The 25214-nt window shown below is 35.7% G+C and carries 21 protein-coding genes; 6 read left to right on the top strand and 15 right to left on the bottom strand.

Annotation, left to right across the window (positions count from 1 at the left end; all coding sequences use genetic code 11):
- Nucleotides 1–351 precede the first annotated feature (351 nt).
- The 5 genes from IEX65_RS00590 to IEX65_RS00570 all read left to right on the top strand — a co-directional run bounded on the left by IEX65_RS00590 (nucleotide 352) and on the right by IEX65_RS00570 (nucleotide 7785).
- A complete protein-coding gene (locus tag IEX65_RS00590; protein WP_188763595.1) occupies nucleotides 352–1728 on the top strand; it encodes a HAMP domain-containing sensor histidine kinase in 1377 nt (458 codons plus the stop codon).
- 90 nt (nucleotides 1729–1818) lie between these two features.
- On the top strand, nucleotides 1819–5358 hold the full coding sequence (locus IEX65_RS00585; RefSeq protein WP_188763593.1) for a DUF7948 domain-containing protein: 3540 nt from the start codon (nucleotides 1819–1821) through the stop codon (nucleotides 5356–5358).
- 72 nt (nucleotides 5359–5430) lie between these two features.
- The gene (locus IEX65_RS00580) at nucleotides 5431–5799 is read left to right on the top strand and encodes a four helix bundle protein (protein WP_229250460.1); all 369 of its coding nucleotides are present in this window, start codon (nucleotides 5431–5433) and stop codon (nucleotides 5797–5799) included.
- 48 nt (nucleotides 5800–5847) lie between these two features.
- Nucleotides 5848–6303 carry a DUF4920 domain-containing protein gene (locus IEX65_RS00575; protein WP_188763591.1) on the top strand — a complete coding sequence of 152 codons (456 nt, stop codon included), beginning with the start codon at nucleotides 5848–5850 and terminating at the stop codon, nucleotides 6301–6303.
- Nucleotides 6304–6504: 201 nt separating this feature from the next.
- Nucleotides 6505–7785 carry a metal-dependent hydrolase family protein gene (locus IEX65_RS00570; protein WP_188763589.1) on the top strand — a complete coding sequence of 427 codons (1281 nt, stop codon included), beginning with the start codon at nucleotides 6505–6507 and terminating at the stop codon, nucleotides 7783–7785.
- A 51-nt stretch (nucleotides 7786–7836) separates the two neighbouring features.
- Here the strand turns inward: IEX65_RS00570 and IEX65_RS00565 are convergent, their stop codons facing one another.
- The 12 genes from IEX65_RS00565 to IEX65_RS00510 form a co-directional block, all read right to left on the bottom strand.
- On the bottom strand, nucleotides 7837–8544 hold the full coding sequence (locus IEX65_RS00565) for an SDR family oxidoreductase (RefSeq protein WP_188763587.1): 708 nt from the start codon (nucleotides 8542–8544) through the stop codon (nucleotides 7837–7839).
- 102 nt (nucleotides 8545–8646) lie between these two features.
- Nucleotides 8647–8859, bottom strand: coding sequence for a DUF3820 family protein (locus tag IEX65_RS00560; protein ID WP_188763585.1), 213 nt, complete (start codon nucleotides 8857–8859; stop codon nucleotides 8647–8649).
- A gap of 33 nt (nucleotides 8860–8892) precedes the next feature.
- The gene (locus IEX65_RS00555; protein WP_188763584.1) at nucleotides 8893–10548 is read right to left on the bottom strand and encodes a phospholipase D-like domain-containing protein; all 1656 of its coding nucleotides are present in this window, start codon (nucleotides 10546–10548) and stop codon (nucleotides 8893–8895) included.
- Nucleotides 10549–10652: 104 nt separating this feature from the next.
- Nucleotides 10653–11036 (bottom strand): DUF3037 domain-containing protein, encoded by a 384-nt coding sequence (locus tag IEX65_RS00550; protein WP_188763581.1) that lies wholly within the window; start codon nucleotides 11034–11036, stop codon nucleotides 10653–10655.
- Nucleotides 11014–11799, bottom strand: coding sequence for a HipA family kinase (locus IEX65_RS00545; protein WP_188763579.1), 786 nt, complete (start codon nucleotides 11797–11799; stop codon nucleotides 11014–11016). The genes IEX65_RS00550 and IEX65_RS00545 overlap by 23 nt, the downstream gene beginning before the upstream one ends.
- A gap of 12 nt (nucleotides 11800–11811) precedes the next feature.
- Nucleotides 11812–13515 carry an amidohydrolase family protein gene (locus IEX65_RS00540; RefSeq protein WP_188763577.1) on the bottom strand — a complete coding sequence of 568 codons (1704 nt, stop codon included), beginning with the start codon at nucleotides 13513–13515 and terminating at the stop codon, nucleotides 11812–11814.
- A gap of 17 nt (nucleotides 13516–13532) precedes the next feature.
- Nucleotides 13533–14918, bottom strand: a complete 1386-nt coding sequence (locus IEX65_RS00535; RefSeq protein ID WP_188763576.1) for an alkaline phosphatase family protein — start codon at nucleotides 14916–14918, stop codon at nucleotides 13533–13535.
- 118 nt (nucleotides 14919–15036) lie between these two features.
- On the bottom strand, nucleotides 15037–16230 hold the full coding sequence (gene eboE, locus IEX65_RS00530; RefSeq protein ID WP_188763574.1) for a metabolite traffic protein EboE: 1194 nt from the start codon (nucleotides 16228–16230) through the stop codon (nucleotides 15037–15039).
- Nucleotides 16231–16433: 203 nt separating this feature from the next.
- Entirely contained in the window at nucleotides 16434–17579 is a 1146-nt protein-coding gene (locus IEX65_RS00525) for a 3-dehydroquinate synthase (protein WP_188763572.1), read from the bottom strand.
- A gap of 204 nt (nucleotides 17580–17783) precedes the next feature.
- Nucleotides 17784–18686 carry a UbiA-like protein EboC gene (eboC, locus tag IEX65_RS00520; RefSeq protein WP_229250458.1) on the bottom strand — a complete coding sequence of 301 codons (903 nt, stop codon included), beginning with the start codon at nucleotides 18684–18686 and terminating at the stop codon, nucleotides 17784–17786.
- A gap of 35 nt (nucleotides 18687–18721) precedes the next feature.
- Nucleotides 18722–19741, bottom strand: coding sequence for a TatD family hydrolase (locus IEX65_RS00515; protein ID WP_188763570.1), 1020 nt, complete (start codon nucleotides 19739–19741; stop codon nucleotides 18722–18724).
- A gap of 33 nt (nucleotides 19742–19774) precedes the next feature.
- Nucleotides 19775–20581, bottom strand: a complete 807-nt coding sequence (locus IEX65_RS00510; RefSeq protein ID WP_188763568.1) for an EboA domain-containing protein — start codon at nucleotides 20579–20581, stop codon at nucleotides 19775–19777.
- 434 nt (nucleotides 20582–21015) lie between these two features.
- On the opposite strand from IEX65_RS00510, the gene IEX65_RS00505 reads away from it, so the two are divergent.
- Nucleotides 21016–22017 carry a hypothetical protein gene (locus tag IEX65_RS00505; protein ID WP_188763566.1) on the top strand — a complete coding sequence of 334 codons (1002 nt, stop codon included), beginning with the start codon at nucleotides 21016–21018 and terminating at the stop codon, nucleotides 22015–22017.
- Nucleotides 22018–22334: 317 nt separating this feature from the next.
- On the opposite strand, the gene IEX65_RS00500 is transcribed toward IEX65_RS00505, so the two are convergent.
- From IEX65_RS00500 to IEX65_RS00490, 3 genes are read right to left on the bottom strand one after another with little or no spacing between them, the layout of a single operon-like run.
- A complete protein-coding gene (locus IEX65_RS00500; RefSeq protein WP_188763564.1) occupies nucleotides 22335–23081 on the bottom strand; it encodes an NARF domain-containing protein in 747 nt (248 codons plus the stop codon).
- Nucleotides 23062–23538 (bottom strand): Mov34/MPN/PAD-1 family protein, encoded by a 477-nt coding sequence (locus IEX65_RS00495; RefSeq protein WP_229250456.1) that lies wholly within the window; start codon nucleotides 23536–23538, stop codon nucleotides 23062–23064. Before IEX65_RS00495 ends, IEX65_RS00500 begins: the two co-directional genes overlap by 20 nt.
- Nucleotides 23535–25214 (bottom strand): ThiF family adenylyltransferase, encoded by a 1680-nt coding sequence (locus IEX65_RS00490; RefSeq protein WP_188763562.1) that lies wholly within the window; start codon nucleotides 25212–25214, stop codon nucleotides 23535–23537. Before IEX65_RS00490 ends, IEX65_RS00495 begins: the two co-directional genes overlap by 4 nt.

The raw sequence follows: 25214 nt of genomic DNA, 5'->3' as shown, positions 1-25214 counted from the left end.
TTGCTAATTGTTTCTTAAATGCACTTGTGTTACAGAAAAATTAAATTTATTTGTAAAAACTAATTTGCTGATTACTAAACTTCTTCGCCTTACTTTTTTTTGAAAAAAAGTAACCGCTTCGGCGGTCCGAAAAAAAACACGAACCTTACAATCACCTCATGAAAAATTTGGTAAAAAATCAAAAGAACTTTATAGATTTACTTTACCAAATTTTTCAAACGGCGTGTAAGATTCATTTAAGATACATATTTTTATATATTTGTTTACACTTTTCATTTTAAGTTTTTGTGTTACAAATATATTGAATATTCGCTCATTCACTCAATCAGTCATTCACTCATTAAATTTTAAATGCAAATACGTACTAAAATAGCTATTCAGTTTACGATAATCATTGCGGCTATCTTGATTATTTTCTCGTTGGCTATTTATTATACCTCAGAGAATTTTCGGAAGCAAGAATTCTATAATCGTCTAACTGACCGTGCGTTGCTGACGGCTGGCTTATTGAAAGAATTGAAGATTACCGAAAAAGATAAAAAGAAGCTACGTGATGCCAACAAAACCTTTTTGACAAAACTTAATACCGAAAAAGTATTGATGTTTAACGAAAAAAACGAATTGGTTTACGCCAGCTACGAAGCAGAATCATTTTTGTTTAGCCCTGATTTTTTGAATCAAGTACGTAAACAAAGATACGTGGAAACCAGCGATTGGGCCAATCAAGTGATTGGAACGATGTATGAAGATGAAGAAAAAAAATCTTATGTAGTTGTGGCATCGGCCAGTGATAAATATGGACAAGATAAACTCAAAAACATTAGAGATACCCTCGTAATTAGTTTTATCATCGGAATTTTACTAACCATATTTTTGGGCGTAATTTTTGCTGGACAATCACTCAAACCCATTGCTGATATAAACGAAGAAATCACGAATATTACGGCCTATAATCTTAAACAAAAGCTTAGTACAGGTAATAATAAAGATGAAATTGCTCAACTGGCCATTAACTTTAATCAAATGTTGGAGCGTTTGGAGCGGTCGTTTGAGTTGCAAAAAAGCTTTGTATCAAATGCTTCGCATGAGCTACGAACGCCACTGGCTGCTATTAAATCAGAAATTCAGATTGCACTTGAAAACGACCGAACACCAGCCGAATATAAATCTATTTTACGTTCGTTGTTGACTGATAATCAGCGACTTATTCAGCTTACCAACGGACTATTACAGTTGGCAAAGTCTGAGAATCGGGATAATAGTTTGGTGATGAAACCAACTCGCTTAGACGAGCTTTTGTTTAAAGCCCAAGAAGAAGTTTTGAATCAGAATAGCGACTATAAGATTTCGATTGATTTTGATGACATCCCTGATGATGATGAATGGGTAAGTACAAACGGTAACGAAGCATTATTGCTTACAGTATTTACTAATTTACTCGAAAATGCTTGTAAGTATTCGCCCGAACATCAAGCTGAGGCCAAAATCAAATTTAACGAGCAACATTGTATTGTGGCTGTAAAAGACAATGGAATTGGTATTCCTGCCAGTGAATTGAGTAAGATATTTGAACCGTTTTACAGAACACCGAACGCATCAAAATACCGTGGGCATGGCATTGGGCTCTCTATTTGCCGAAGAATTATTGATATGCACCAAGGTAAAATAGATGTAACAAGCGAGGAAGGAAAAGGCAGTACTTTTGTAGTGACCTTGCCACATTTGTAATTTTTTGTCTGCACCGAAGGTCTGACAAAAGGCGTAGAACAACATTATAAACAAAATACATCGTCAGACCTTCGGTTAGACGTAAACAAGATGAAATACTTATACCTTATCATTTTTGCTGTATGTGGGTCGTTAAGTTTCGCAGCTCCCAATCCTTCGGTTAGGTTTATCCAAAACGAAGGTCAATGGGAATCATCCATTCGTTTTCGAGCCGATATTCCAGGAGGATATTTGCTGGTAAAAAATACAGGTGTCCAATATGTTTTCTATGATACACAGGCTTTAGCAACGATTCATGCGGGTAGTTTAGACCCCAAATCTGGCCGAAAATCTGTTGGAGCTATCAAGGCTCACGCCTACGAAATGACTTTTCAAGAAGCTAATCCAAGTCCAAAAATAGAGGCGGTTTCTCCCACAACTGCCACTTACAATTACTTTATCGGTAATGACCCTACCAAATGGAAAGCTAATGTGGCAGCTTTTGACGAAATTTATCTACGAGATATTTATCCCGATATTGATTTTAAATTATACAGTTTCGACCAATCGCTTAAATACGAATACATTGCCAAGCCACGAGCCGATGTTTCGAAAATTAAGATGAAATATGAGGGTTTGGACGAAATTACAGTCGAAAACGGACAACTTCGATACAAAACTTCGGTCAATGTCGTGAAAGAGTTTGAACCATATTCGTTTCAGACCCGAAATGGCAAAACCGTTGATGTAAAATCGAATTTTCGAGTCAATAATAATGAAGTACGTTTTGAGTTCCCCGAAAACTATGATGCCTCTCAGCCACTTATTATCGACCCTGAGTTAGTTTTTTCTACGTATTCTGGTTCGAAGTCAGATAACTGGGCCCAAACTGCAACCTATGATGCCGACGGCAATTTATTTGCGGGAGGAACTGTCTTCGGGCTGGACTTTCCCGTAACCAATGGTGCATTTCAGGTCAAAGGCAGCTCTACAACCGCCTCAAGTGCCGAAAGTGTGGCGGGTTATGGCATTACGGATATTGTCATTATGAAATTTAGTGCCGATGGCTCAACTTTGCTTTACTCAACTTATTTAGGGGGTAATGCCTCTGATGTACCGCATAGTTTAGTAGCCAATTCAAAAGGAGAGTTGGTGATTTTCGGCACTACTTCGTCCAATAATTTCCCAACCAATAGTTCATCTTATCAAAAAAGCTTTGCAGGTGGAAGCCTTATCGGCATTTATTCATCGTTTTCGGCAGCCGACCAAGACCCCAATTTTACAGGAATTGGCTTTGAGCGTGGAACTGATATTTTCGTGACCGTTTTGAGTGTTGATGGTAAAAGTCTGGTCGGAAGCTCATACATCGGCGGAAAAGCCAACGATGGTTTCAATGATACTCGTGCTTTAAATATCAAAAACTATGGAGATGAATTTAGAGGAGAAGTGGTAGTTGATAAAGATGATAATATTTATTTTGCTTCAATTACTGCTTCAACTGACTTTCCGCTCGTAAAACAATCGCAAGGCGTAAAAGGGGCAGGTTTTGATGGAGTAGTTTGTAAACTCAACAGGACTTGTTCGCAACTACTTTGGAGTACTTATTTAGGTGGAAATAACTTCGATGCAGCATACGGTATAAAGGTAAGCCAAGAAGGTAAAATCTACGTTTGTGGCCAAACTTTTAGTGCAAACATGGCCGTAAAAGATGGGGCTTATAGTAAAACTTACGGTGGAAGTGGCGATGGCTACATTGCAAAGTTTAGTGCTGACGGAGTAATAGAGCAACTTACCTACGTAGGCACAACCGAAGCTGACGTAAATTTCCTTCTTGATATTGATAAAGACGAAAATGTGTATGTTTTTGGCTTAACACAAGGCGATTATCCAGTTTCGAGCGATGTTTACCGCAATGCAAAAAGTGGTCAGTTTATTCATTGTTTTGATAAAAACCTGAGCAAAAGTGTCTTTTCTACCATCGTTGGTACAGGTAGAGGAGTTGGCAAAATCGACATTGTGCCTACGGCGTTTTTGGTCAATGATTGTGGAAATATCTATTTATCTGGTTGGGGGGGAAGAGTAAATGCCTCAGTCGGGCGTAACCTCAATCGCAATAGTACCACAACTGGTTTACCTGTCACTTCTGATGCGTTTCAGGCTACAACTACTGGTAGCAACTACTATTTTATGATTCTTGAAAAAGGAGCAAAATCATTGCTTTATGCTACTTTTTTTGGAGCATCTGCTCCCCCTACACCCGAAGGTGAAGTAGGCGACCACCTTGATGGTGGCACTTGTCGATTCGATAAAAATGGCATCATTTATCATACTGCGTGTTCGTGTTTGCCTCGTCAGGGGCAAGCTGTGGCCACTTTTCCTGTAAAAAATGCCTATCAGCCACGTCACCAAAGTACCAATTGCAATATGGCAGCTTTTAAATTTAGCATTGATGCTCTAAAAGCTGATTTTGAGATAAAAAATGAATCAAATCGAGTAATTACCGAAGTATGTGCCCCTGCCAGAGTGAACTTTAATAATTTGAGTGTAGGTGCAAAAACTTACGAATGGGAATTTAATGGCAATGTAGTTTCTCGTTTGAAAGATGTAGTTTTTAACTTCACCACTCCCGGTGAATACACCGTAAAACTCCGAATATTTAATAAAATAACTTGTCGAACAACTGATTCCACAGTCAAGAAGATTTTAGTAAAAGGTTTTATCGCTAAAGCTGGCCGAGATACATTGGTTTGTCCTGACTCGCCCGTGCAGCTTTTGGCCGAAGGTGGCGATAAATATACTTGGACGCCAGCAACAGATTTGAGCAGCACCACAATTTTCAATCCGATTGCCAAGCCGAAAGCTACTACCAAATACACAGTTGTGATAGAAAAAGATGGCTGCTCGGTATCGAAAGATGTAACTATAAAAGTTGAAGACAATAAAGTTGATTTTCAGGCGAGTGGAGGAAAGGAAATTTGTGCGGGACAAAGCGTCACACTCACCGCAGTAGGAAGTGCCACCAAATTTACGTGGTCGGGCGTAGGACTAAAAGATACCGTTGCCAAACAAATAGTAGTAAAACCTACCCAAACCAGTACCTATACAGTGAGGGGGGAATACCCCGATGGGTGTAAACCTACACGCACCACTACGGTTGTGATTGATAATTCGTTTAAACCCGATTTTGATTATAGTATCACACAGTTTTGCGATAAACCGTATCAGTTGACTTTTACGAATAAAACCACCAATGCTAACTCATACGTTTGGGATTTGGGAAATCAGGATTCATTGAAAGCAGCCGTTCCTGAAAATTATCGTTTTCAGAAAGGCGGAGCATACACGGTTACTTTGAAAGCCTACAATAAAATAGGTTGTGAAATGGTTATTACAAAAAGTATCGACGTGCCAGAAGGCGATGGGAAAGTTCCGAATGTGATTACACCCAATAATGACGGAAAAAATGATAACTTTGTGACGGGTTTTAAGAATGCAACTTTAGAGATTTATAATCGCTACGGAAAACTTATCTTTAACTCAAAAAATTATCAGAATGATTGGGGAAGCGGCGTCTCAGCAGGTACTTATTATTATGTATTAAGCACCGATACTGGAACCGACTGTAAAGGTTGGGTGACGGTGGTCGATTAGTTTTGATTGAGTGAATGATTGAATGAGAGAATGTAGTATTTTAATTAGTTCTATGAAAAAAACTTAATTGCTGTGGAAAAGATTATCGAAAAGACTATTTTTGTTGAAGAATTTAAGAAAAGAACAAAAGATTTCACCCTGAGAAACATAAAGCTATTTCAATCTTTACCAAAAACAGATGAGGCTCGAATCATAGGAAAACAATTACTGAGGTCGGCAAGTTCGGTTGGAGCAAATTATAGAGCCGTTTGTCGAGCAAGAAGCCAAGCCGAATTCTATTCGAAATTAAACATCACAATTGAAGAGGCTGACGAATCTCTTTTTTGGTTAGAAATTTTAGGTGAGTCAAATATTTTACCATTAAATAAATTAGCAGACTTAATGAATGAGGCAGAGGAAATTATTAAAGTACTTTCTAAAGCAAGGAAAAATATAAATTAAATATTCACTCATTCGCTCAGTCAATCATTCAAAATTAAATTTTTAACAATGAAAAAACTCATCACACTTTTCGTAATTATTTTCGCAGCAAACATTTCATTCGGTCAAAAATATGATAGTTTTGGCGAAAAAATCAAGCCAAGCGGTGCAATTACCACGGCTGATTTAGCTAAAAAAGCAGTTGAAAAAGGCACGGTAGAAGCCAAAGTAACTGGCGTAGTAGAATCGGTTTGTCAAGTAAAAGGCTGTTGGATGAAAGTAAAAATGGATGATGGCCAAACCATGCGTGTAACTTTCAAAGATTATGGTTTCTTCGTACCGAAAGATATTGCAGGAAAAACTATCGTTTTTGAAGGAAATGCTAAAACCAAAACTACTTCGGTGGACGAACTTCGTCACTACGCTGAAGATGCTGGTAAAAGCAAAGACGAAATTGCAAAAATCACTGAGCCTAAAACCGAACTGGCGTTTGAAGCAAATGGAGTTTTAGTGCCGAAAAACTGATAGTCTTTCTAAAATCTGCAAGGTTTGTAAAAAACTTTTAGATTTAAATCAAGGTCTTCCCGCATACGGAAGGCCTTTTTTATTGAATGTCTTTATAAAATAGCTTTTTAGCTATTTATCGTAGTAAAGTTTTCAAAAAACAACTATTTTTAGGCATAGATTTATAGTTATAACATCTTCCTAAACTAAAAAAACATCTAAATGAAAAAAACTTACCTTTTAGCCCTTTCTCTTGGATTATCAGTTTCATCTTTTGCCCAACGTACACTCATTCATTGTGGTACTTTGATTGATGGAGTGAGCAATTCGCCAAAGTCTCAGATGACAATTATTGTCGAGAAAAATCGTATCACTGACGTACAAAGCGGTTATACTGCTGCTCAAGCAAGCGATAAAGTGGTAGATATGAAAACCAAAACCGTTACGCCAGGTTGGATTGATATGCACGTGCATATTGAAAGCGAAACCAGCAAAGACCAGTACCTCAAACGCATGAGCTATAACATGGCCGATGTGGCTTACGAGGCACAAAAACACGCTAATACCACTCTCATGGCGGGTTTCACGACGGTACGAGATTTAGGTGGTACGGGCGTAAATATTTCTATCCGTAATGCCATTAATAAAGGTTTGGTGGTTGGACCAAGAATTTTTACATCAGGAAAAACAATCGCAACAACTGGTGGACACGGCGACCCAACCAATGGAATTAACTCTAAATATACTGTGCCTGATGATGTAACTGATGGTGTAGTAAATTCGCCAGAAGAAGGCCGTCAAGCCGTGCGTCAGCGTTATAAAGATGGGGCAGATGCCATCAAGATTACGGCAACTGGCGGTGTATTGAGCGTTGCTAAAAATGGAAAAGGCCCGCAATTTACTGAAAACGAAATCGAAGCTATTGTTTCGACTGCCAAAGATTATGGTTTCACGGTAGCTGCTCACGCCCATGGTGCGGAAGGTATGAAACGTGCGATTCGTGCAGGCGTAACCACAATCGAGCACGGAACATTCATGGATGATGAAGCCATTGAGTTATTCAAAAAACATGGAACTTACTACGTACCGACAATTATTGCAGGAAAAACCGTTGGTGATTCAGTGAAAGTACCGGGTTATTATCACCCATTGGTTGTCCCAAAAGCCATAGAAACATCTAAACAAATTGCTGCTACGTTTGCAAAAGCTTACAAAGCAGGTGTAAAAGTGGCTTTCGGAACAGATGCGGGTGTTTTCCCTCACGGATATAACGCAAAAGAGTTTCAGTATATGGTTGAAGGAGGAATGCCAATGATGGAGGCAATCAAATCGGCAACGATTGTAAATGCTGGAATCTTAGGAATGAAAGACGACCTCGGTTCAATCGAAAAAGGCAAATTGGCTGATATTGTAGCCGTTGATGGCGACCCATTACAAGATGCAAAAGCTATGATGAATGTTGTGCTTGTAATGAAAGAAGGTAAAATTTATAAGCAGAAATAAGTTTTAAGGAGGTCTCCGCTTCAAGCGAAGACTTCCTTTTTTATCTAAAATTTACTTCGGCATTGTCGGACGAACCTCAACTTTACTCGGTAGCGTACGAGCGGGCATTTTGATTAAATCCGAAACAATTTGCCCAATATCTTCTGGCTGAATCTTCCACGCATCCTTTTCACTTGGTTCGTGATTATTGAAATGCGTAGCCACCGAACCTGGCATAATCGTAGAAACTTTGATTCCTTCGTTTCTCAAATCAAGCATAATGGCCTGTGTAAAACCAACCAAACCAAATTTACTGGCATTATAACCACTGGCACTTGCAAAAAAGTTTGTACCAGCCAAACTTGCGATACTAATAAAGTACCCTTTTGTGGCTTTTAGTGCTTCTAAAGATGCTTTGATGCTGTAAAAAACACCTGTAAGGTTAATGTCAATCATCTCGTGCCATTGTTCCGAAGAAAGTGTTTGAATAGGTGCGAAGTGTCCGACGCCCGCATTCGCAATGAAATAATCGAGTCTTCCCCAAGTATTGATTACTGCATCAACTGCACTTTGTTGAGAATCAAAATTTCTAACATCCGATTCGATTCCGAGGGCGTATCCTTCTTTGATTTTGTTTAGTTCAGCGGCTGCTTCATCGGCAGCTGCTTTTGAGCGACTCGTGATAGCAACTTTTATTCCTTCTTTTATCAATACTTCCGCTACACCGTAGCCAATTCCTTTTGAACCTCCCGTAATGAGAGCTGTTTTTATTTCTGACATGTTATTCTGATAGTTTATATATCAAGAATAACAGCAAAATGTAGAAGATAGTTTGAATGTTTGAATGAAGTCTTCGCTTTAAGCGAAGACTTCATTTGAAGTTTAGTGTTGCTTCAATGGTTTTAACAAATATTCCAAGCCATTGACTTTAATTTCGTACATTGTGGCAAGCAACATTCCGAGTTTGCCTTCGGGAAAACCTTTGTTTTGATACCAAATTAAATAATATTCGGGCAAATCGCATATTAATTGGCCTTTATATTTGCCATAAGGCATTTGCATTTTTACTAAATCTTGTAATATCTGAGAATTCATTTTTGAATATTTTATTGAATCGGACGAGGCTTACTAAATAGCCATTTCGTCAAATAACTGCTTTCTTTTTCCTCTTAATGTTGTTTTTTTATAGAACGACGGAACCCAATCTTTTGAGTTTGTTTGTAAATGTAATGGATTTCGTTGGTCATGAGTATTATCGCTGGCCATCTTTTTTGCCGTTTGACGCACATAATAGTGGTTGAAAACCCTAATGAATTCGGTCAAATACATATCTGCCAAGTCTTTATTCCCTTTAATAACGAGTGTATTTTCGTCATTATTAGCAATGCTATTATCACTAAAATTTGCCGAACCAATAATTACTACTGGGTTTTCACTCATAGGGTCGATTAGCAAAATTTTGTTATGAATAAAATTTGTGCCACTCTTAAACAAACTTCCTGCACTTGTTTCTTTGACCCAATTGAAAAGTGGCTCTTTAAAATATCCACCATAAACAATCATATTATCAAAGTCGGTATTAGGAAGGGTTGTGTTTTTATCTTGTTTATCAATTAAGATATATTTGAGGTGTTCGGTTGGCTTCACGACCACATTTTTAATGGCCTTATTAAACGAGAACGGAAACATTCCGCATACCAATGCTTTAGAACCATCAATCAACGACGCATAGGTTTTAAGAATATCTTTCTTGCTTCTTGGGCTAAAGAAAACAGATGTTCCTGAGGGTATTTCTTCTAATTTTAAATCTTTCTGAATCGCCTCTGTCTTTTGTTGAATAATATCTTGCTCTGGGTCGGTATTTAGGCATTCCCAATAATCGGCATATTGAGCAGCTATTTTTGGATTACTTACTAAATGACCAGTGTTACATTGTCCAAAAATCCCTTTTTCGGTAATATTAGTTGAGCCTGTCCAAACTTTGATGGGCAGGTTATTTTTGTAAAGAACTATAAATTTATTGTGAGAAATAAAATCTGGGTCTTTGGTTCGTGGAGTTAACATTTCGGCTGGTAGAGCAGCTTCGTGAATAGCTTTTGTATTTTTTTCTTTTTGTCCCCTCGAATCATAAACAATATGTACATCAACTCCTCTTTCTTTGGCTTTTTTGAAAGCTTCTAAAACTGGCTGGTATTCAAATTCATATAGAGCCGCCCTTAGTTTAAATGTATTATCTTTAGCCGACTCAATGAAGCCAATGAGTGCTTCAAAAAGTCCCCTCGAAAGCCATTCGAGTGCCTTTTTTTGTTCATCTGCGGGCATTTCACTCGGTTTTTTATTTCCGAATTTTATGGCATAGGCATTGCTTCCTGCTACCCCACGATTAAAGTAAACTGCGTGTTCGGCCAGTTCATAGCTTGGGGTAGTTACTTTAATAGCACAACTTTTGCCATATTCGAGAAATTTGGGTTTTCCAAAGACAGGGATAATATTATAAATATATTCGTGTTCTTTTTTTACCGTAAAATCTTCCCACATAAAAGATTGAATCGGATGCTCGAATGAAGTGAAAAGCTGTCCTTCGCCAACAATAACTGCTGTTTCTTCAAAGTATTTGAAACCTTTTAGAAAATACTTATCGCCCTCGGTTTTGTCTTCTCGTTCGATTGCGAAGCCAAGTAAACCTTCGGTTTTGGCTACTTTCATATCGAATGATAATAGCACACACGTTGTACCGCAAATTGCCGTAACGGTTAGTCCATTTTGTGTTTCTCGAAATCTCATAACAAAAGTGTTTTAAGTTTAATCGAAGTTCCACAAAACTTTTGAGATTTAGCGAAGATACCAACCATTTTTATTTATCGGTTTTGATTGACTTATTTAAAAAGTCATAAAACCAACTCCGAGAATAAGGTTGTTAGCATTTCTTGGGCATCAGTGCAGTAGCCAGGATGAACTTTCGAGGTTTGAATAATTGTGCTGCGGGTAGCTGTAAGCCATCTGAAACGTGCCGAAATTGCCAAACTTCCAATCGGGCCGCCATTCTTTCCTCCTTTACAGATTTTTTGCCAAGTTTCGAGGTAATTATGTAGTTCTTCGCAATCAATATTAGCCGAAAAAGCACGTAAACGTTCTTCTTCAATCTTAAAAATTGACTGCAAAAAATGCTGCTTGGCACAGTATAAAATAATACCAACATTCAGAAATTCCTCTCGTTCAACTCTTGGAACTACCCGAATGACAGCGTATTCATATAAGACTTTCTCTTGCATTTTGGGCTTCTTTTACTAATAAATCGGAGATTTCTAAACGTTTTACTAAAAATTGGGTATAAACTGCACGGCGGTCTTCGGCGGTTTCGTCATAAGTATCGGCCAAAAGCCATTCGTCTGGAATTAGTCCTGTGATGTCACCTATGATTTCGGGAGTGAGTTTCTGTTTAAATGCTTCATTTACTGCATCAAGTTCGCTTGCTTTGGGTAACAAAACGTGGTCTTTGATGGCGGCAAATGGGCGTTCGGCTTGCGACTGCCAGCTATCCCACGAGTGATGAAAATAGAGCGAAGCACCGTGGTCTATCAACCATAATTCTTTGTGCCACATGAGCATATTGGTATTTCGGAAAGTACGGTCAACGTTTGTTAGGATACAATCCAGCCACACAATTTGAGAAGCCAGTAGGGGAGATACCTGCGAAACAACGGGGTCGAAAGTAATTGAGCCAGAAAGATAATGTATGCCTAAATTCAGTCCAACACTCGCTTGTAGTAAATCTTGGATTTCTTCGTCTGGTTCGGTTTTGCTGAAAGAATCATCAAGCGTAGCAAAGACAATTTCGGGCATTTTTATACCTAAGAATCGAGCTAATTCTCCACCAATTAACTCGGCTATTAATGCTTTTACGCCTTGACCAGCCCCACGAAATTTAAGTACATACAAAAATCCATCATCAGCCTCTACAATGGCAGGCAACGACCCACCTTCTCGCAAAGGTGTTACGTAGCGAGTAATATTTACGGTTCGGAGGTTTTGCATGGAAGTTTTGGTTTATCTCACAAAATAAACCCTTTTAATTTTATTATTTTCAATCTGATAAATAGCAGAAGCTTCAAAAGGTTTGCCTGCACCTGTGATGTATTCTTTATCAATAACGGTGTTGCCTTGAATGATGCGGTTTTTTATCTCACAATGAAGATTCGGTGTTTTCTTGAAGTAAGTATCATAAGATTTTCGCATTTCATCTTTTCCCTTACTTCGTAAAGTATTCGGAAATGTGTAAATCTCGACGTCATCGGCATAAGGTTCTAAAAAAGCCTCAATATCACGTGCATTATAGCCATTTAACTGCTTTTGAGCTAAAATTTCTGGCGTGTCAATCAGAATTTCGCTCGGTTTAATTTCTTGACCCTTATTAAAAACTGTGTTTATATCGTGTAGAGACTCAAGATTTTCGAGAGGATTGCTATTCAAAACTAATAAATTGGCGAGTTGTCCTTCTTCAATTGCTCCAAAATTTTGATGTTTGGTAAAAATATTAGCAGCATTAAAAGTTGCCATTTTGAGTAATTGACTATTGGATAACCCTGCTTTTTTCATTTCTAATAATTCATCTAAAAAAGACGTACCGTGAAAAACGCTTAGATTACCAGCATCTGTGCCGACAACAATATTGATACCCGCATCAAATAATCTTTTTAAATTGACTCGTTGAACAGAATCAACTTTGGCACGACGAATTTTATAGGCATTTGAATTAACGACTCGCATTCGTGTATTGATGAGTGTTGTATCAGAGAGCGTTTTTAAATCGAATAATGTGCCAATTACAAATGGATTGGCTTTCTGGAAGTCGTATTTTGATATAATTTGTGAATTATTATAAGTTTTGCCCGAGTACAAACTGACAATCATTGTTGGGTTTAAGGTAACTTTAAATTGTTGCATTAAGCCTATAAATTCTTCATCTATGGCTTCATATACATTATGAACCAAGTATTTTGCACCCGCTTTTATAGCAAGTTTTGCTGAGCGTAAATCGGTAGCGTGTACGGCCACTTGTAGGTCGTTTTTCGTTGCTTCGTCAATTGTCGCTTCTAAAATTGGCAAATTTGCTTCGTGATTGTTTGTTGCATTGATAAACCAAATTTTTATAAAATCAGGTTTTTGTGGGAGCTGTGCTTGTACGATTTTACGAGCTTCTTTTGGAGTATTGGCTTTTATAATTGGAGCATCTTCGATTTTGAAAGCTTCGGGCTGATAGGTCGAAATCAAAGGCCCTGTCATGATTATATGCGGAGATAAAGTTTCTTGGTTGAATTGATTGCGGATATTAAAATTATAGAGCGGCCCACCAATATCAATCACAGTAGTTATTCCACAAGCCAAATATCGTTTTAGTAAATCGCCTGCATTATCTTTCAACCATTGCCTTTCTGCTTCATAAGAACGATATTTTCTTAAATCTAACCCATCGGGACGAGTGTAGAGCCCACCTGACTGAAAAAGATGTATGTGACTATCGACTAAACCGGGTAACACCCATTTCCCTTTCAAGTCAATGACTTTAGCGTTTGATGTAGCTGTAATATTATTGCCAATTTTTACGATTTTGTCGTTTTCAATCAAAATACTTTGACCATTGAGAATTTGTTCATTCTTTGTGTCAATGATTGTAGCATTAGTAATTAACGTTTGTTTTTGAGCAAAAAGAATATTTGTCAAAAACATAAATAGGATACACGCTTTTTTCATGAAAGTTTCAGGATTAATTATTTGGTAGGTAATGGCTTTTCGCCAAAAATAGCCTCCCAAATTACTGAATAAACGTCAGTTGCCAAAATTTCATCAGAAGTAGTTTGATTACTAATCAAAACAGGATAGTACTCTTTACCAATATCAAGCGTTCCGTGCGAGCCTTTGATGAGGGTTGCATCGAGCGGAATTACATCCATTCTGTATCTGAAACCTAAGAGTTTTCGAGCGAGTTTATAAGCTGCACGCAGTTTGATGAACGGATTTTTAGGGTTCATAAACATCTCCACAGGGTCGTAACCTGGTTTGTTATGAATATCAACACTTCGGGCGAAATCAGGAGCAACTTTATCATCCAACCAATAATAGTACGTAAACCAACTATCGGCTTTTGCCATCAAAACCAAATCTCCTGCCCGTTCGTGGTTGATTTTATGCTCACGTTTCTCGGCTTCGTCCATTATCAAAGCAATTCCTTCTACCTTAGATAAAATAGACTTGATTCGCTCTTTTTGACTTAAATCATTGATATAAACATGGGCAATTTGGTGGTCGGCGGCGGCAAATGCTTTTGAAGCACCGCCATCAAGAAGTTCATGTCCATTTTCAACTCTTACCGAAATCAAACCATTTTCACGCAAAATACGATTAATATGTATTGGATTACTTACGTTGTTAATTCCATATTCGGAAAGCAGAATTACGTTGGTATTTTTTGCTTCGTAATATTCTACTAATTCTTTTACCAACTCATCAATTTCGTTCAAATCTTTGGCAATTTTATTGAAATCAACGCCAAATTTCTGTAAACAATAATCTAAATGTGGTAAATAAATGAGTGTAAGTGTTGGGTCATTTTCTCTATCAACTTCTAAGGCAGCATCGGCAATCCATTTTGAACAATCAATGCTCGTATTTGGCCCCCAAAATTTAAACAATGGAAAAGTGCCGAATTTGGCTTGTAATTTATCTCGTAAATCAGCAGGGTAGGTGTAGCAGTCAGGTTCTTTTTTTCCATCCGAATGATATTGCGGGCGAGGCGTTGCAGAAAAATCTGCCGATGAATACATATTGTACCACCAAAACATCTTTGATGCTGTAAAATTTGGATTTTTACGTTTGGCAGCCTCCCAAATTTTTTCAGCCCGAACTAATTTATTCGACTGCTTCCAAAATTTCATTTCGTTGGCTTCACGGTCGTACCAGCCATTGCCCACGATACCATGTTCATCTGGATTTTTCCCTGTAACATAACAACTTTGCGAGGTAGTCGTTACAGCAGGAAAAGGTGGTTTTATATGTGTTAGCTTGTTTTTTGCAATAAATTGCTGTAAAAAAGGTGTATGCTCACCAATCACACTCGTGCTGAGACCAACTATATCTATGACTACTGTTTTTTGCATTTTTTAGTTTGAAATGTTTTAACCACGGAGTTTTGTGAGTTTATCACAGAGTTGCATAGAGTGAAAACCCTCCGAGAAACTCCGTGCAAAACTTTGTGCAACTCCGTGGTGGAAAAGATTATAGGAGTCCTTTCACCCAATTAATTTCTCTAATAATTGATTCATTCAAAGGGGCTTGGAATTCAGTTGGTAAAACTCCCCAAGTATAAGTTTCGATTTCGAGGTGATTGGTGAAAGGTTTATTTTTATGAACATTTATTGTATCAACAATATCAGATTGAGTAGAACTCAATACACCGTAGTTTTCCAAGAATAATGGCACATGGAAATGCACTTTCCAAGAATGAATGTTTTCGTCAAAACCTTCAATTGCTTCTGTCAAATCTGGGAATTTCTGAAAACTTCCATCTTTTCGTTGAGCCACAACTTGGTGCAAATAAGTTGGTTCATTGTATTGAGCAATAACTCTCAGTTTTTCTTCAGCATCGCTCGAAAAATCAATTTTTAAAGCCGAACTAATTTGTATTTTTCCAACTTTCAATCCTTCTGATTCTAACTTGTCAATGACCACTTGCGGAGCTTCAAAACCTACTGCAAAGTGACAAACATCATAACATAATTGGATATGTGTTTTGATAGCTTCAGCAGCTTGTTCGCTCGAAAATCCTTTGCTCACAAGTTGTTCAATACCCATTGGGAGTAAGTAATTATTATACCAAGCGATATATTCATCAGAGTTTTCGAGAATTCCGTCAGGTTCTGGTTCAATATCAAGATGAAGTATTTTTCCTTTAGTAGCTTTTATTTCAATAAGTGATTCTACTACTAAAATCATGTTTCTTGTAGCAATTTTAGTTGCTTCCTCTAAAGAATCGGCAGTTTTCCACCAAAAACGGTAGGAGAGAGGAGACGTGGAAATACCCCCTTCAGTTAAATGAGTTGGTAAAAGTTGAGCCAGTAAACTAAAACTTCTGATAGTATAATTGGTGCGTTCGGTTGTTGTCCAATCGGGGGCGTGAACTTGGTCTTTTACAACTACGTTATGAAAGCCTCCGTATGGAAAACCATTCATCGTAAAAACATAGCAGTCGTTTGCTTCGAGCCAATTCTTGAAAGTGTCAAAATTAGATTTTTCCGATAAGTCAATGCTTGCTTGATTAGCCAGTCGTAGGCCAATACCCATCTTTTCGTTTGGAAAAACAGCCGCTTTTATTTCCGGAATACTTCTTTGAAGTACCGAAAAATGAGCATCCCAATCTTCGCCGGGATGAATATTACTACAATAAGAAAGGTGTCCGTATGGGGTTTGCATAGTCGAATAGAATTGTGTAATCTACTTTTATACTTCTTCGCTTTACTTTTTTTTGAAAAAAAGTAACAAAAAAACACGAATCATACAATCACCTCTTGAGAAATTGGGTAAAATATCTAAAGAACTTTTAAGTTGGTTAAACCCAATTTCTCAAACGGCGTGTATGATTCATATAAGGTACAATTCTGATGAACTTAAAAATATCAAATATTCATTTTCAATTCATCCACTGCCTGTTTCATTAGCTCAAAATCTACTTCGTGAATCTCACGGCCTTTGCCCAATTTTTCTAAAATCGTGATAGTGAGTTGTCCGCCCAAGTGTTCTCTAAATTCATTCAAACCTTCCCACAAATTTAATTTGTCGTTCTCACCGAGTTTTTCGTGGTAAAGCGTGAAACCAAGATTTTTGAGCAAATGAATGATTCGGTTTACTTCTTCTTGTGAAATAAGGCCTAAAAGTTGCGAATAAATCGAATCAAGTGCAATTCCGATGGCAACAGCTTCACCGTGTCGAATCTCGAAATTGGTTAAATACTCCAACTTATGAGCTGCCCAGTGCCCAAAATCCAGCGGTCGAGCCGAACCCATTTCAAATGGGTCGCCACTCGAAATATGATTAGTATGCAATGCCGCCGAACGGAAAATCTGTTCGTGCATTACTTCCATATCACGGTTTGCCATTGCATGAGCATTAGCTTCAAGCCATTCAAAAAATGGTAAATCTTTTATCAAAGCCACTTTCACAGCTTCCGAAATTCCCGAACGCCAATCTCGGTCAGAAAGTGAGGTCAAGAAGTCAGAGTCATTGAAAACCGCAACGGGTGGAGAAAAAGTGCCAAGAAAGTTTTTCTTTCCTAAAAAATTAACTCCATTTTTTACACCAACACCCGAATCATTTTGAGAAAGAACAGTTGTGGGAATGCGTATATGTTTTACGCCTCGGTGAGCAATCGTTGAGGCATAGCCAACCATGTCCAAAAACGCTCCTCCACCGATGGCTGCCACAAACGAATGGCGGTCGATGCCGTATTTATTGATGGCCAAAAGCGTTTGGTCTAAATACTGCGTATCATTTTTTACGATTTCGCCACCAGGCATTACCAAAATTTCATCAACTAAAATAATACTGTGGTGATTTTTGAAGTAAGATTGAATAGAACCTGCCAACGAAGGATGGTTTTCGGCTACTCCCGCATCAATTAAAAACAAAATTTTCTTTTGAAATCGAGTATCACCAAAATTTGTTAGAAAATCACTAAACTCTTGATTATCAGATGAAAAAAGCCCTTTCGTAAAAACAATATTAAATGAATACGGAACTTGAAAGGCTTGTTGAATAAGGTTCATTATATTGGGTTATAGAATTTACGATTGACGAACGGTTCGCCGTAGCGATTACGATTTACGAATTGTTTTGTCCCGAAATAAATTTATAAAAAATGTAAACTATAAATTTGGTTTTTATGCTTGACTGAAAATATATTTTCAAAATATGTGAATTTTTGAGAAAATTCGTCATTCAACATTCGTAAATCGTCATTTTACTTCTAATTAAGTTACGGCAAAAACTTTTGCCAACTTCATCGAAATCGGTAATAAACATAAAACTGCGATAGCAAGAAAAATGTTGCCCGAAACACTTACCCATGCGGCATCCATTACGATGAGCGAAAGTACTCCTGCTTTCACGGCTTTACCGATATTTGGCCCAATTGGATTTGAAATTGCCGTAATTAAAGGTTTGAATATCAAATAAATATGCAAAATTACGAATCCTACCGTAATTAGTAGATTTCCTAAATTAAAAGAGATAAACAACTGAAAAGTGCTGACCAAAACGTATAAAAATGCAGCAAAATAGAGTGTGTTCTTATTTCCGCCGTGTACTTCGCCTCGGCTAATCATCGTGATGGCAGCAATATAGCAAACTGGCAAAAGACCAAGCCACCACCATTGCGGAATGGATGCTTCGATGATACTCATTCCCAATATCAGATTTCCACCACGACAAAGCCCCATATTGATTGGTCCAAAAAACGAATGATGCTTGCCGTATTTGTCATAAATCAATGCACAAATAGCTACTGATAAGGCAATTATACTGCTTATTGAACTATTCACAAGTGCCGCAAAAACGCCTAATAGCAATAACAAAACGCCGAAAATGATTGCATTATTTTTGCTTACCTTTCCACTCGGAATTACTCTTTCAGGACGCTCAACTTTATCCAGTTCTAAATCAAAAATATCATTAAAGACAATGCCACCACCGTACAAACCAATGGTAGAAAGGCACAAAAAGATAACTTTTGTTGGGTTTATCTCTTCAATCGAAAATGAGAAGGTAGCAATAGCAACGCCAGCCAAAATATCAGCAATAGCCGTGATAATATTGGCAGGTCGGGTCAGTTGTAAGTAGGCTTTTAGGTTCAAGGTTGTATTTTGTAAAATCAATTTTTTACTATTGTCTATCGTCTATTGACCATCGACTAACTAATTATCAACGAATTTTTATCAATTCTCGGTATTTGGCCACCACGCAAAACCGTATTTCCATTGAATTTGAGGCTTTGGTCAATTACCTGTGGCGTCTCAAAATCAGCCACATTGATTTGTCCGCTTTGGGCAAAAGCATCAATGGCATTTTGGTAAGTTACTAAACGAATATCTTCGTCCGAAATACCTTTGATTTTCATTAAAGCTGCCGTTTTTGGCACTGCCAAAGGGTCGCTTATACCCCAGTCAGCTGCTGAATTGACCATAATTCTCTCCGAGCCATATTTTTTCACGATTTCAACCATACGTTCATTCCCCATTTTTGTAAATGGATAAATCGTAAATGCCGCCCAAAAACCTTTATCAAGCACACTTTCTACCGTTTCTTCATTATTATGGTCGATAATTACCATGCTTGGGTCGATTCCGTGTTCGAGAGCAATGGCCATACTTAGTTCAGTTCCTTTCTTTTTATCACGGTGTGGTGTATGAACTTGTACTGGCAAACCAGCTTCTTTCGATAATTCGAGTTGCAATCGATAGTATTTTTCTTCGGCGGCGGTTTGGTCGTCAAAACCAATTTCTCCAACACCAACTACACCTTCTTTGTACAAAAACAAAGGTAAAATTTCCATGACTTGCTCTGCTAATGCCTCATTATTTGCTTCACGAGAATTTAAGCCAATCGTGCAGTAATGTTTGATTCCAAACTGCGACGAACGGAAACGCTCCCAGCCAACCAAACTGCTAAAATAATCTTTGAAAGAAGCCAAGCCCGTACGTGGTTGACCCAACCAAAAAGCAGGTTCAATAATGGCTACCACACCCGCATCAATCAAAGCCGTATAATCGTCGGTGGTGCGGGAAGTCATGTGAATATGTGGGTCGAAGAACTTCATGCCTTTTGTATAATCAGCATAATTCGCCTGTACTGTTTTTGACGTTACGAGTTCTTCGGCTGTGCCTTCAAAGTGTGAAGGATTTTGCGATATTTCAGAATGTTTTTGACACATTTTATTGATTCTATTGTTGTTAATACTCCGTTTCTAAACCTCAAGCATTGACCAACTAAAGGTTTTGTTCTGTAATTCTTGGTGTTTTTCTAATTCTTCTTTGGCCGCTGAAAAATCAGTTTCGTTACAAACCAAAGTAGCCGCTATTTGGTCATTTTGATTTTGAGATACAAATAGGGTACAAATATCTTTAAAAATTGCTTCATTCATAAATTTACTGACCAATCGCCAAGCCTGAGCAGGAATCGTGCGACCAGCAGCCCAACGCTCATGGGCAAGGTTAGAAATCGAAATTGCCAATTCTTGATTTGCTCGTTCGTTTAAACCTTGAATTCGGTGAATAGGTTTATCATTGAAAATACACTTCAAAACCAGTTGATTCCAAGCCAGTTCAGAGAAATATTGCATCGGAAATGGATTCTGAAATGCAATTGCGTCGAAAACTAAACCAATGTTTGAACGCACTGCATCAGTAGCCCTTAGCATCCAATAATCAGGAAAAGCCAAAAAGGGTAGTGCAGAAATAAGTGCAACCGCCTCATTATTTTCAGCAGTTTCAAAGAGTGTATCAAGGGCTTTGGTGTAGGAATCTTTATCTGAACTATCCATTTGCGAAAGCAAGTAAACTCTAACGAGTCTGTCCAGCGACCAATCTTTGATAGATAAATCGTTGATAGTTTCAGTAGATTGAATGAGAGTTTTGCTAATAAATCTTGGTGTAGCCACAAACGCAGTCTGTAGCGATTGTAAACTGCCACTGGCTTTACTTTCTATCCAAGTTATCTCTTTTGACGTAGCGTATTCTTTTATTTTTTCGAATAATTGTTCTGAAAAACTCATTGTTGGTTAGGCGAAATAGCGACTATTAAATTGAAAATAATCGTAAATATTTAATAATGATTTTATCTATGCTATGAGATAAATCACTTTCCAATGCAAAAAGTATTAATATATTGATTATTAAATAGTTACAAATACAAATTAATACATAATCAATAAAAGTAATTAAAAACCATAAAAAGGTTATAAAAATATGGTATTAAAAACTTTATTATTTTTTATTGTTTTATATTAGTCAATATATTTATTTTAGAATAAAATTGAATAATTAACTGTAAAGATAAAGGAGGAAACCGTATATTTAAAATAATACACATTATCTTAGAAAATATATAGTAAGTAAAATATTATAGTGCGTTTAGCTAAAAGTCCTGTATTCTGAAATCTGGTAAGTTTCTATTACAAACAGGGAAGTAAAGCCAAAACGTCTGTGCATGGCATGGACGTTACTTTGCTTTGTTTGTAAGGTTTACCAGAGCCTCAGAATACAAGTAAATGTAATTGTTCATGCTTTTTATTTAATATCTCAATTCATGCTATCTTCTAAATCAAATCTGGTATTACTTCAAATTTTGCTTTTTATCTTTTTGCCATTCTGTTTTAGTTCTTGTGTTAGTAAGGAAACAAAGATTAAACGACTTTGTAAGAAATGGATTTATAGCCCGAAAACCATAAATGAAAAGAAAGATAGATTAGCTGAACTTTCTCAGAGTTCAAGTTTAACTGAACAATTAGCAGGAGCAATGGGACAAGGAGTTTTTAAAATGATGGAAACTTCGATATTTGAATTTGAGGGAAATGGCAATTATACGATTAGTAATTCAGAAGATGGGCTTTCAGTTTTATTAACTCAAACAGGAAGTTGGGAGTTTGATGGATTGGGAACTATCATTATTACCTTGAATAATAAAAAAGAAAGATATGAAGTTAAGGAATTAACCGATAAAACCTTGATTTTATCCTATATAAAAGAAGGACAAGAGGTAGTTGAAGGATTTGTACCATTCGTGAAAGAAAATGTGAAAAAACAGGAAAAAACAGGTGAAAAAAAATCTGAGGTTGAAAAGCAAACATCTTCTAAAAGTACTGATGGTATTTTCTTAAAGTATCCTACTGAAATTAATCATGGTGAATTATTTTTATTAAAATTAAAAATACCTCATGGAAAGGAGTTTGGAATAGTTGACCCTTCTAATAATTTCTTTTATGTTGTTTATTCTGGAAATGATGGTTTTGTCGAATCAACTATAACTCCTAATGGTTTTGAAAATTTAGAAAGTACAATTATTAATACAGCTACTTTTAAAGGAACAAAAGCTGGTGAAAGTAAGCCTGAATTAATATTTAATAAAAATGGAGTATATAGATTTATTATTGGTGATAATCTTGAATCTGATTCAATAAACGAAGTAATAGATATTAAAATTAATAAATGAGTTTAATTATCTCTATAATTCTTTAAAAATACCATTGAAAAACTGATTCTAACACATTATCTTCTATTTGATAGGAATAATCCTTACTTAACAATTATCTATTGTTAAAACAAAGAATTATACAAACTTAGTCTTTCTATAATTATATCTTTTCTTTGAAAGAATAATACTTTTTCTTTTTGCCTGACTTTTTATTAATCACTCCTTCTTTCTATCTTTAGAGATTATCAAAATATGAATAAAAACTAAGTTCAATGCTATTTTATAAACCCCTTAATTCAATATACCAAAACTCTACTAGTTATAAAGAAAAATAATTATTTTAAAACCTCTTGGTATCTTAGCAAGTTTATAAGGTTTCCATAAATCTGTGTTCGACTATTTGCTAAATTCATTCTATCAGATTCACTTGTTCCTCTTGGATATTGACTACCAAAGAAAAACAAAACTGTTTTATTATTACTTTTTTGAAAAAATTCTTGAATCAAATTAATATCTAAAGTATTGTCTTCATTATTTGCAAAAATTAAATCATAGTTTCCAAAATTTTGAAATGAATCTACCTTTTCAAAATTTACATTATTTACAGGAAATCCCATAGCTCTAAAAAACTTTCTTATAAAAATATCACTGGCATTTTTTGAAGAAAGAACAAGAATTTTCTTTGTATTAACAATTTGTTTTTCTATGTCTTGTTTGTCTAAAATCTCCAATATATTAGCTTCTTTTTGTGTAATAATTTTATCAAACTTTTCAGTTAGTTTTTTTTCTACATACTCTTTGTATTTCCATAAACCACCGATTAAAACAATAAGATTTAAACCTAAACCTATCCAACCTAAGTATTTTAATAAAGAATAATCGTCATTAATTTTGTTCTCTAGTTGTTTGAAGTTATTATCTAATCCTTGTTTTGTTATTTCTTGAAAACCCTCTACTTTTTCTATTCTAAAATCAATTTTTTCTAACTTAGCTTTCGTGCTATCCTTCTGCCCCAAACTGTAAGTAACAGTAAAGATTGACAATACCAAAACTCCAATAATTTTATTTATTAACTGTTTCATATTTATATATTTTATTTTTAAAAATAATGTAAAAACCAAGTTCTGTTTTAATTTTATTATACCCAATTATTAAGAATATAGGATTTTGAATAGCCACTTCTTTAGAATTAGTAATATTATTCATGGCTTTAATATCCATATTACTTGGAATAGGTAGGTTATTGGGGTGTGTATGCCATTCCCCAACATAAAATTTTTGAGGGTTTTCTTTATAAAACTTTTCAAATTGTTCGTCTACTCCTATATTTTCTCTTTCAAATAAAAATGGAGTTGATTTATATCTATTTGGTAAAATAGTATCTGTAATATTTAATTTCTTAAAATCATCTGAATAATTACCGATAAGAAAACCCCCAAACTCATTCGGATAGTGTTTCTTGCCGATATAAATAAGATTACCTACCAATTTATCGTCAATTTCTATACTTAGTCCTATTTCTATATTTGTTAAAATCAAAATTCTTTTAGTTTAATATTTAACTCATTATCAGTATTAGTTTCTACAACAAAGTTTCTTAGTGATATATCTTGTGAAAGTCTTAAATTAATATGTTTTAAGGCATATTGAACTAACACACTTATATCGTTATAAGATGCTTTAAAGGTTGGACTCCAACAACCAGTAGGATAATGTAGGTCTTCAATATCATTGTCAAGTATCTTTTCAAATTGATTTATAACCCAATCATAACTTTTGATTTCTGTTGAACAAACTAAGCTTTTTGCCTTATTTGTTATAGCCATTGAAATTAAATTGTGTAGTTCTAATTGATTTAAAACAAACATTAAATCATTATCTGTTGAGCAATCAAAAATTAAATCATATTGATTAAAAAACTCTTTCTTCTCTGTTTCATGAATTTGAATTTCAAATTTTTCCCAATCTTGAATTTTTAAAATAGAATTAAAAAGCCCACCTTTTTGTATTATTTTTACATCTATAAAAGGAGATATTGAGTGTAAATAATTTGAAATATCTGTTACTTTATCGTTTATTCCTGTTAGAAATGAGTATTCGGCTCTACAAACATTTTCAGGCTCTTTTACATCAAAATCAACAACATCTATTTTAGTACAACCTCCTCTTGCTAATGTTGTAGCCACCATACTTCCAATGGCTCCAACTCCTATAATTAAAATTCGTCCTTGACTTATTTTATCCTCCATTTTTCCACGACCAAAGAAATATTTATAGGAACAGTTTTTTGTAATTCCCCATTCGATATTTCTATCATCAAAATATCCTATATATTTTTGATTTTCTTTTTTGTGATAAATTGGAAAATTACCAATTTCTAAATTAGCCGTTTGCCAATGTATTTCATTATCAGTTATCTTATATCCTAACAATAAAGGAATATTTACTCCTCTATTGTTTTTATTTGAGACTTCAAAATCATATAAAAATTTAAGAAAATCTTGACTAATTAGTGGTTCTAATTCTTTCCATGTTTCAAACGCAAATTTTTCAAAATTAGCTGGTGGCGTTTCTATATATATGTATATTCCATGATTACTACTTACTCGTCTAAGACTTTTTATTTGAATTCCCCATTGACACTGAATAATGCTTTTTTGGTATTTTGTTTTAAATTCTTGGACAACATTATTATATATTTTATTTCCATAATAGCTCCCTTCACTCATCAGCGAATATTCAAAATATCCAAAATCACCTTTATTAAAAGAATGACTCACTTCTGTAAATAAATAAGAATAATATGCTGTTTTAATTGGTGACGGATTTAGTATAAGATGTTCATAATGTTTATCTTCTTTACCATTTATGTAATACTCCCAAATCCATCTTTTTAATGAATTAAAGTCAATCTCAATCTTTTTTCTTAAATCAGTACAATGTGAAGTGTGAATACAGATAGAACCACTTTTCATAATGTGCTTATATTTTAATAAGCCAATATTAATAAAAGTAATTGATTCAGAATTTCCTGTTTTTAATGGATATTCTGGTAGTATTCTTACTTCAAAAATTAATGATTCTTGATTATCAGGTAATTTAATGGAAATAGCACCTTTTATATCTAAATCGTTAGTTATCTCAAAAGTATCTACAATTGAAACATCTTTAAGTTCAGAGACATATCCTATAATTTTATGTAGTCTATCTTCCAT

The sequence above is a fragment of the Emticicia aquatilis genome (genome assembly GCF_014644295.1).
GTDB lineage: Bacteria > Bacteroidota > Bacteroidia > Cytophagales > Spirosomataceae > Emticicia > Emticicia aquatilis.
This window is presented reverse-complemented; position numbering and strand designations above follow the sequence as displayed.

What these genes read in the sequence shown, in the direction of transcription:
- IEX65_RS00505 (WP_188763566.1), top strand. Translation starts at nt 21,016, where the DNA reads ATGGCATGGACGTTACTTTGCTTTGTTTGTAAGGTTTACCAGAGCCTC.
- IEX65_RS00570 (WP_188763589.1), top strand. Translation starts at nt 6,505, where the DNA reads ATGAAAAAAACTTACCTTTTAGCCCTTTCTCTTGGATTATCAGTTTCA.
- IEX65_RS00545 (WP_188763579.1), bottom strand. Translation starts at nt 11,799, where the DNA reads ATGCAAAACCTCCGAACCGTAAATATTACTCGCTACGTAACACCTTTG.
- IEX65_RS00500 (WP_188763564.1), bottom strand. Translation starts at nt 23,081, where the DNA reads ATGAAACAGTTAATAAATAAAATTATTGGAGTTTTGGTATTGTCAATC.
- IEX65_RS00585 (WP_188763593.1), top strand. Translation starts at nt 1,819, where the DNA reads ATGAAATACTTATACCTTATCATTTTTGCTGTATGTGGGTCGTTAAGT.
- IEX65_RS00490 (WP_188763562.1), bottom strand. Translation starts at nt 25,214, where the DNA reads ATGGAAGATAGACTACATAAAATTATAGGATATGTCTCTGAACTTAAA.
- IEX65_RS00590 (WP_188763595.1), top strand. Translation starts at nt 352, where the DNA reads ATGCAAATACGTACTAAAATAGCTATTCAGTTTACGATAATCATTGCG.
- IEX65_RS00575 (WP_188763591.1), top strand. Translation starts at nt 5,848, where the DNA reads ATGAAAAAACTCATCACACTTTTCGTAATTATTTTCGCAGCAAACATT.
- IEX65_RS00525 (WP_188763572.1), bottom strand. Translation starts at nt 17,579, where the DNA reads ATGAACCTTATTCAACAAGCCTTTCAAGTTCCGTATTCATTTAATATT.
- IEX65_RS00535 (WP_188763576.1), bottom strand. Translation starts at nt 14,918, where the DNA reads ATGCAAAAAACAGTAGTCATAGATATAGTTGGTCTCAGCACGAGTGTG.
- IEX65_RS00560 (WP_188763585.1), bottom strand. Translation starts at nt 8,859, where the DNA reads ATGAATTCTCAGATATTACAAGATTTAGTAAAAATGCAAATGCCTTAT.
- IEX65_RS00540 (WP_188763577.1), bottom strand. Translation starts at nt 13,515, where the DNA reads ATGAAAAAAGCGTGTATCCTATTTATGTTTTTGACAAATATTCTTTTT.
- IEX65_RS00550 (WP_188763581.1), bottom strand. Translation starts at nt 11,036, where the DNA reads ATGCAAGAGAAAGTCTTATATGAATACGCTGTCATTCGGGTAGTTCCA.
- IEX65_RS00565 (WP_188763587.1), bottom strand. Translation starts at nt 8,544, where the DNA reads ATGTCAGAAATAAAAACAGCTCTCATTACGGGAGGTTCAAAAGGAATT.
- IEX65_RS00510 (WP_188763568.1), bottom strand. Translation starts at nt 20,581, where the DNA reads ATGAGTTTTTCAGAACAATTATTCGAAAAAATAAAAGAATACGCTACG.
- IEX65_RS00515 (WP_188763570.1), bottom strand. Translation starts at nt 19,741, where the DNA reads ATGTGTCAAAAACATTCTGAAATATCGCAAAATCCTTCACACTTTGAA.
- eboE (WP_188763574.1), bottom strand. Translation starts at nt 16,230, where the DNA reads ATGCAAACCCCATACGGACACCTTTCTTATTGTAGTAATATTCATCCC.
- IEX65_RS00555 (WP_188763584.1), bottom strand. Translation starts at nt 10,548, where the DNA reads ATGAGATTTCGAGAAACACAAAATGGACTAACCGTTACGGCAATTTGC.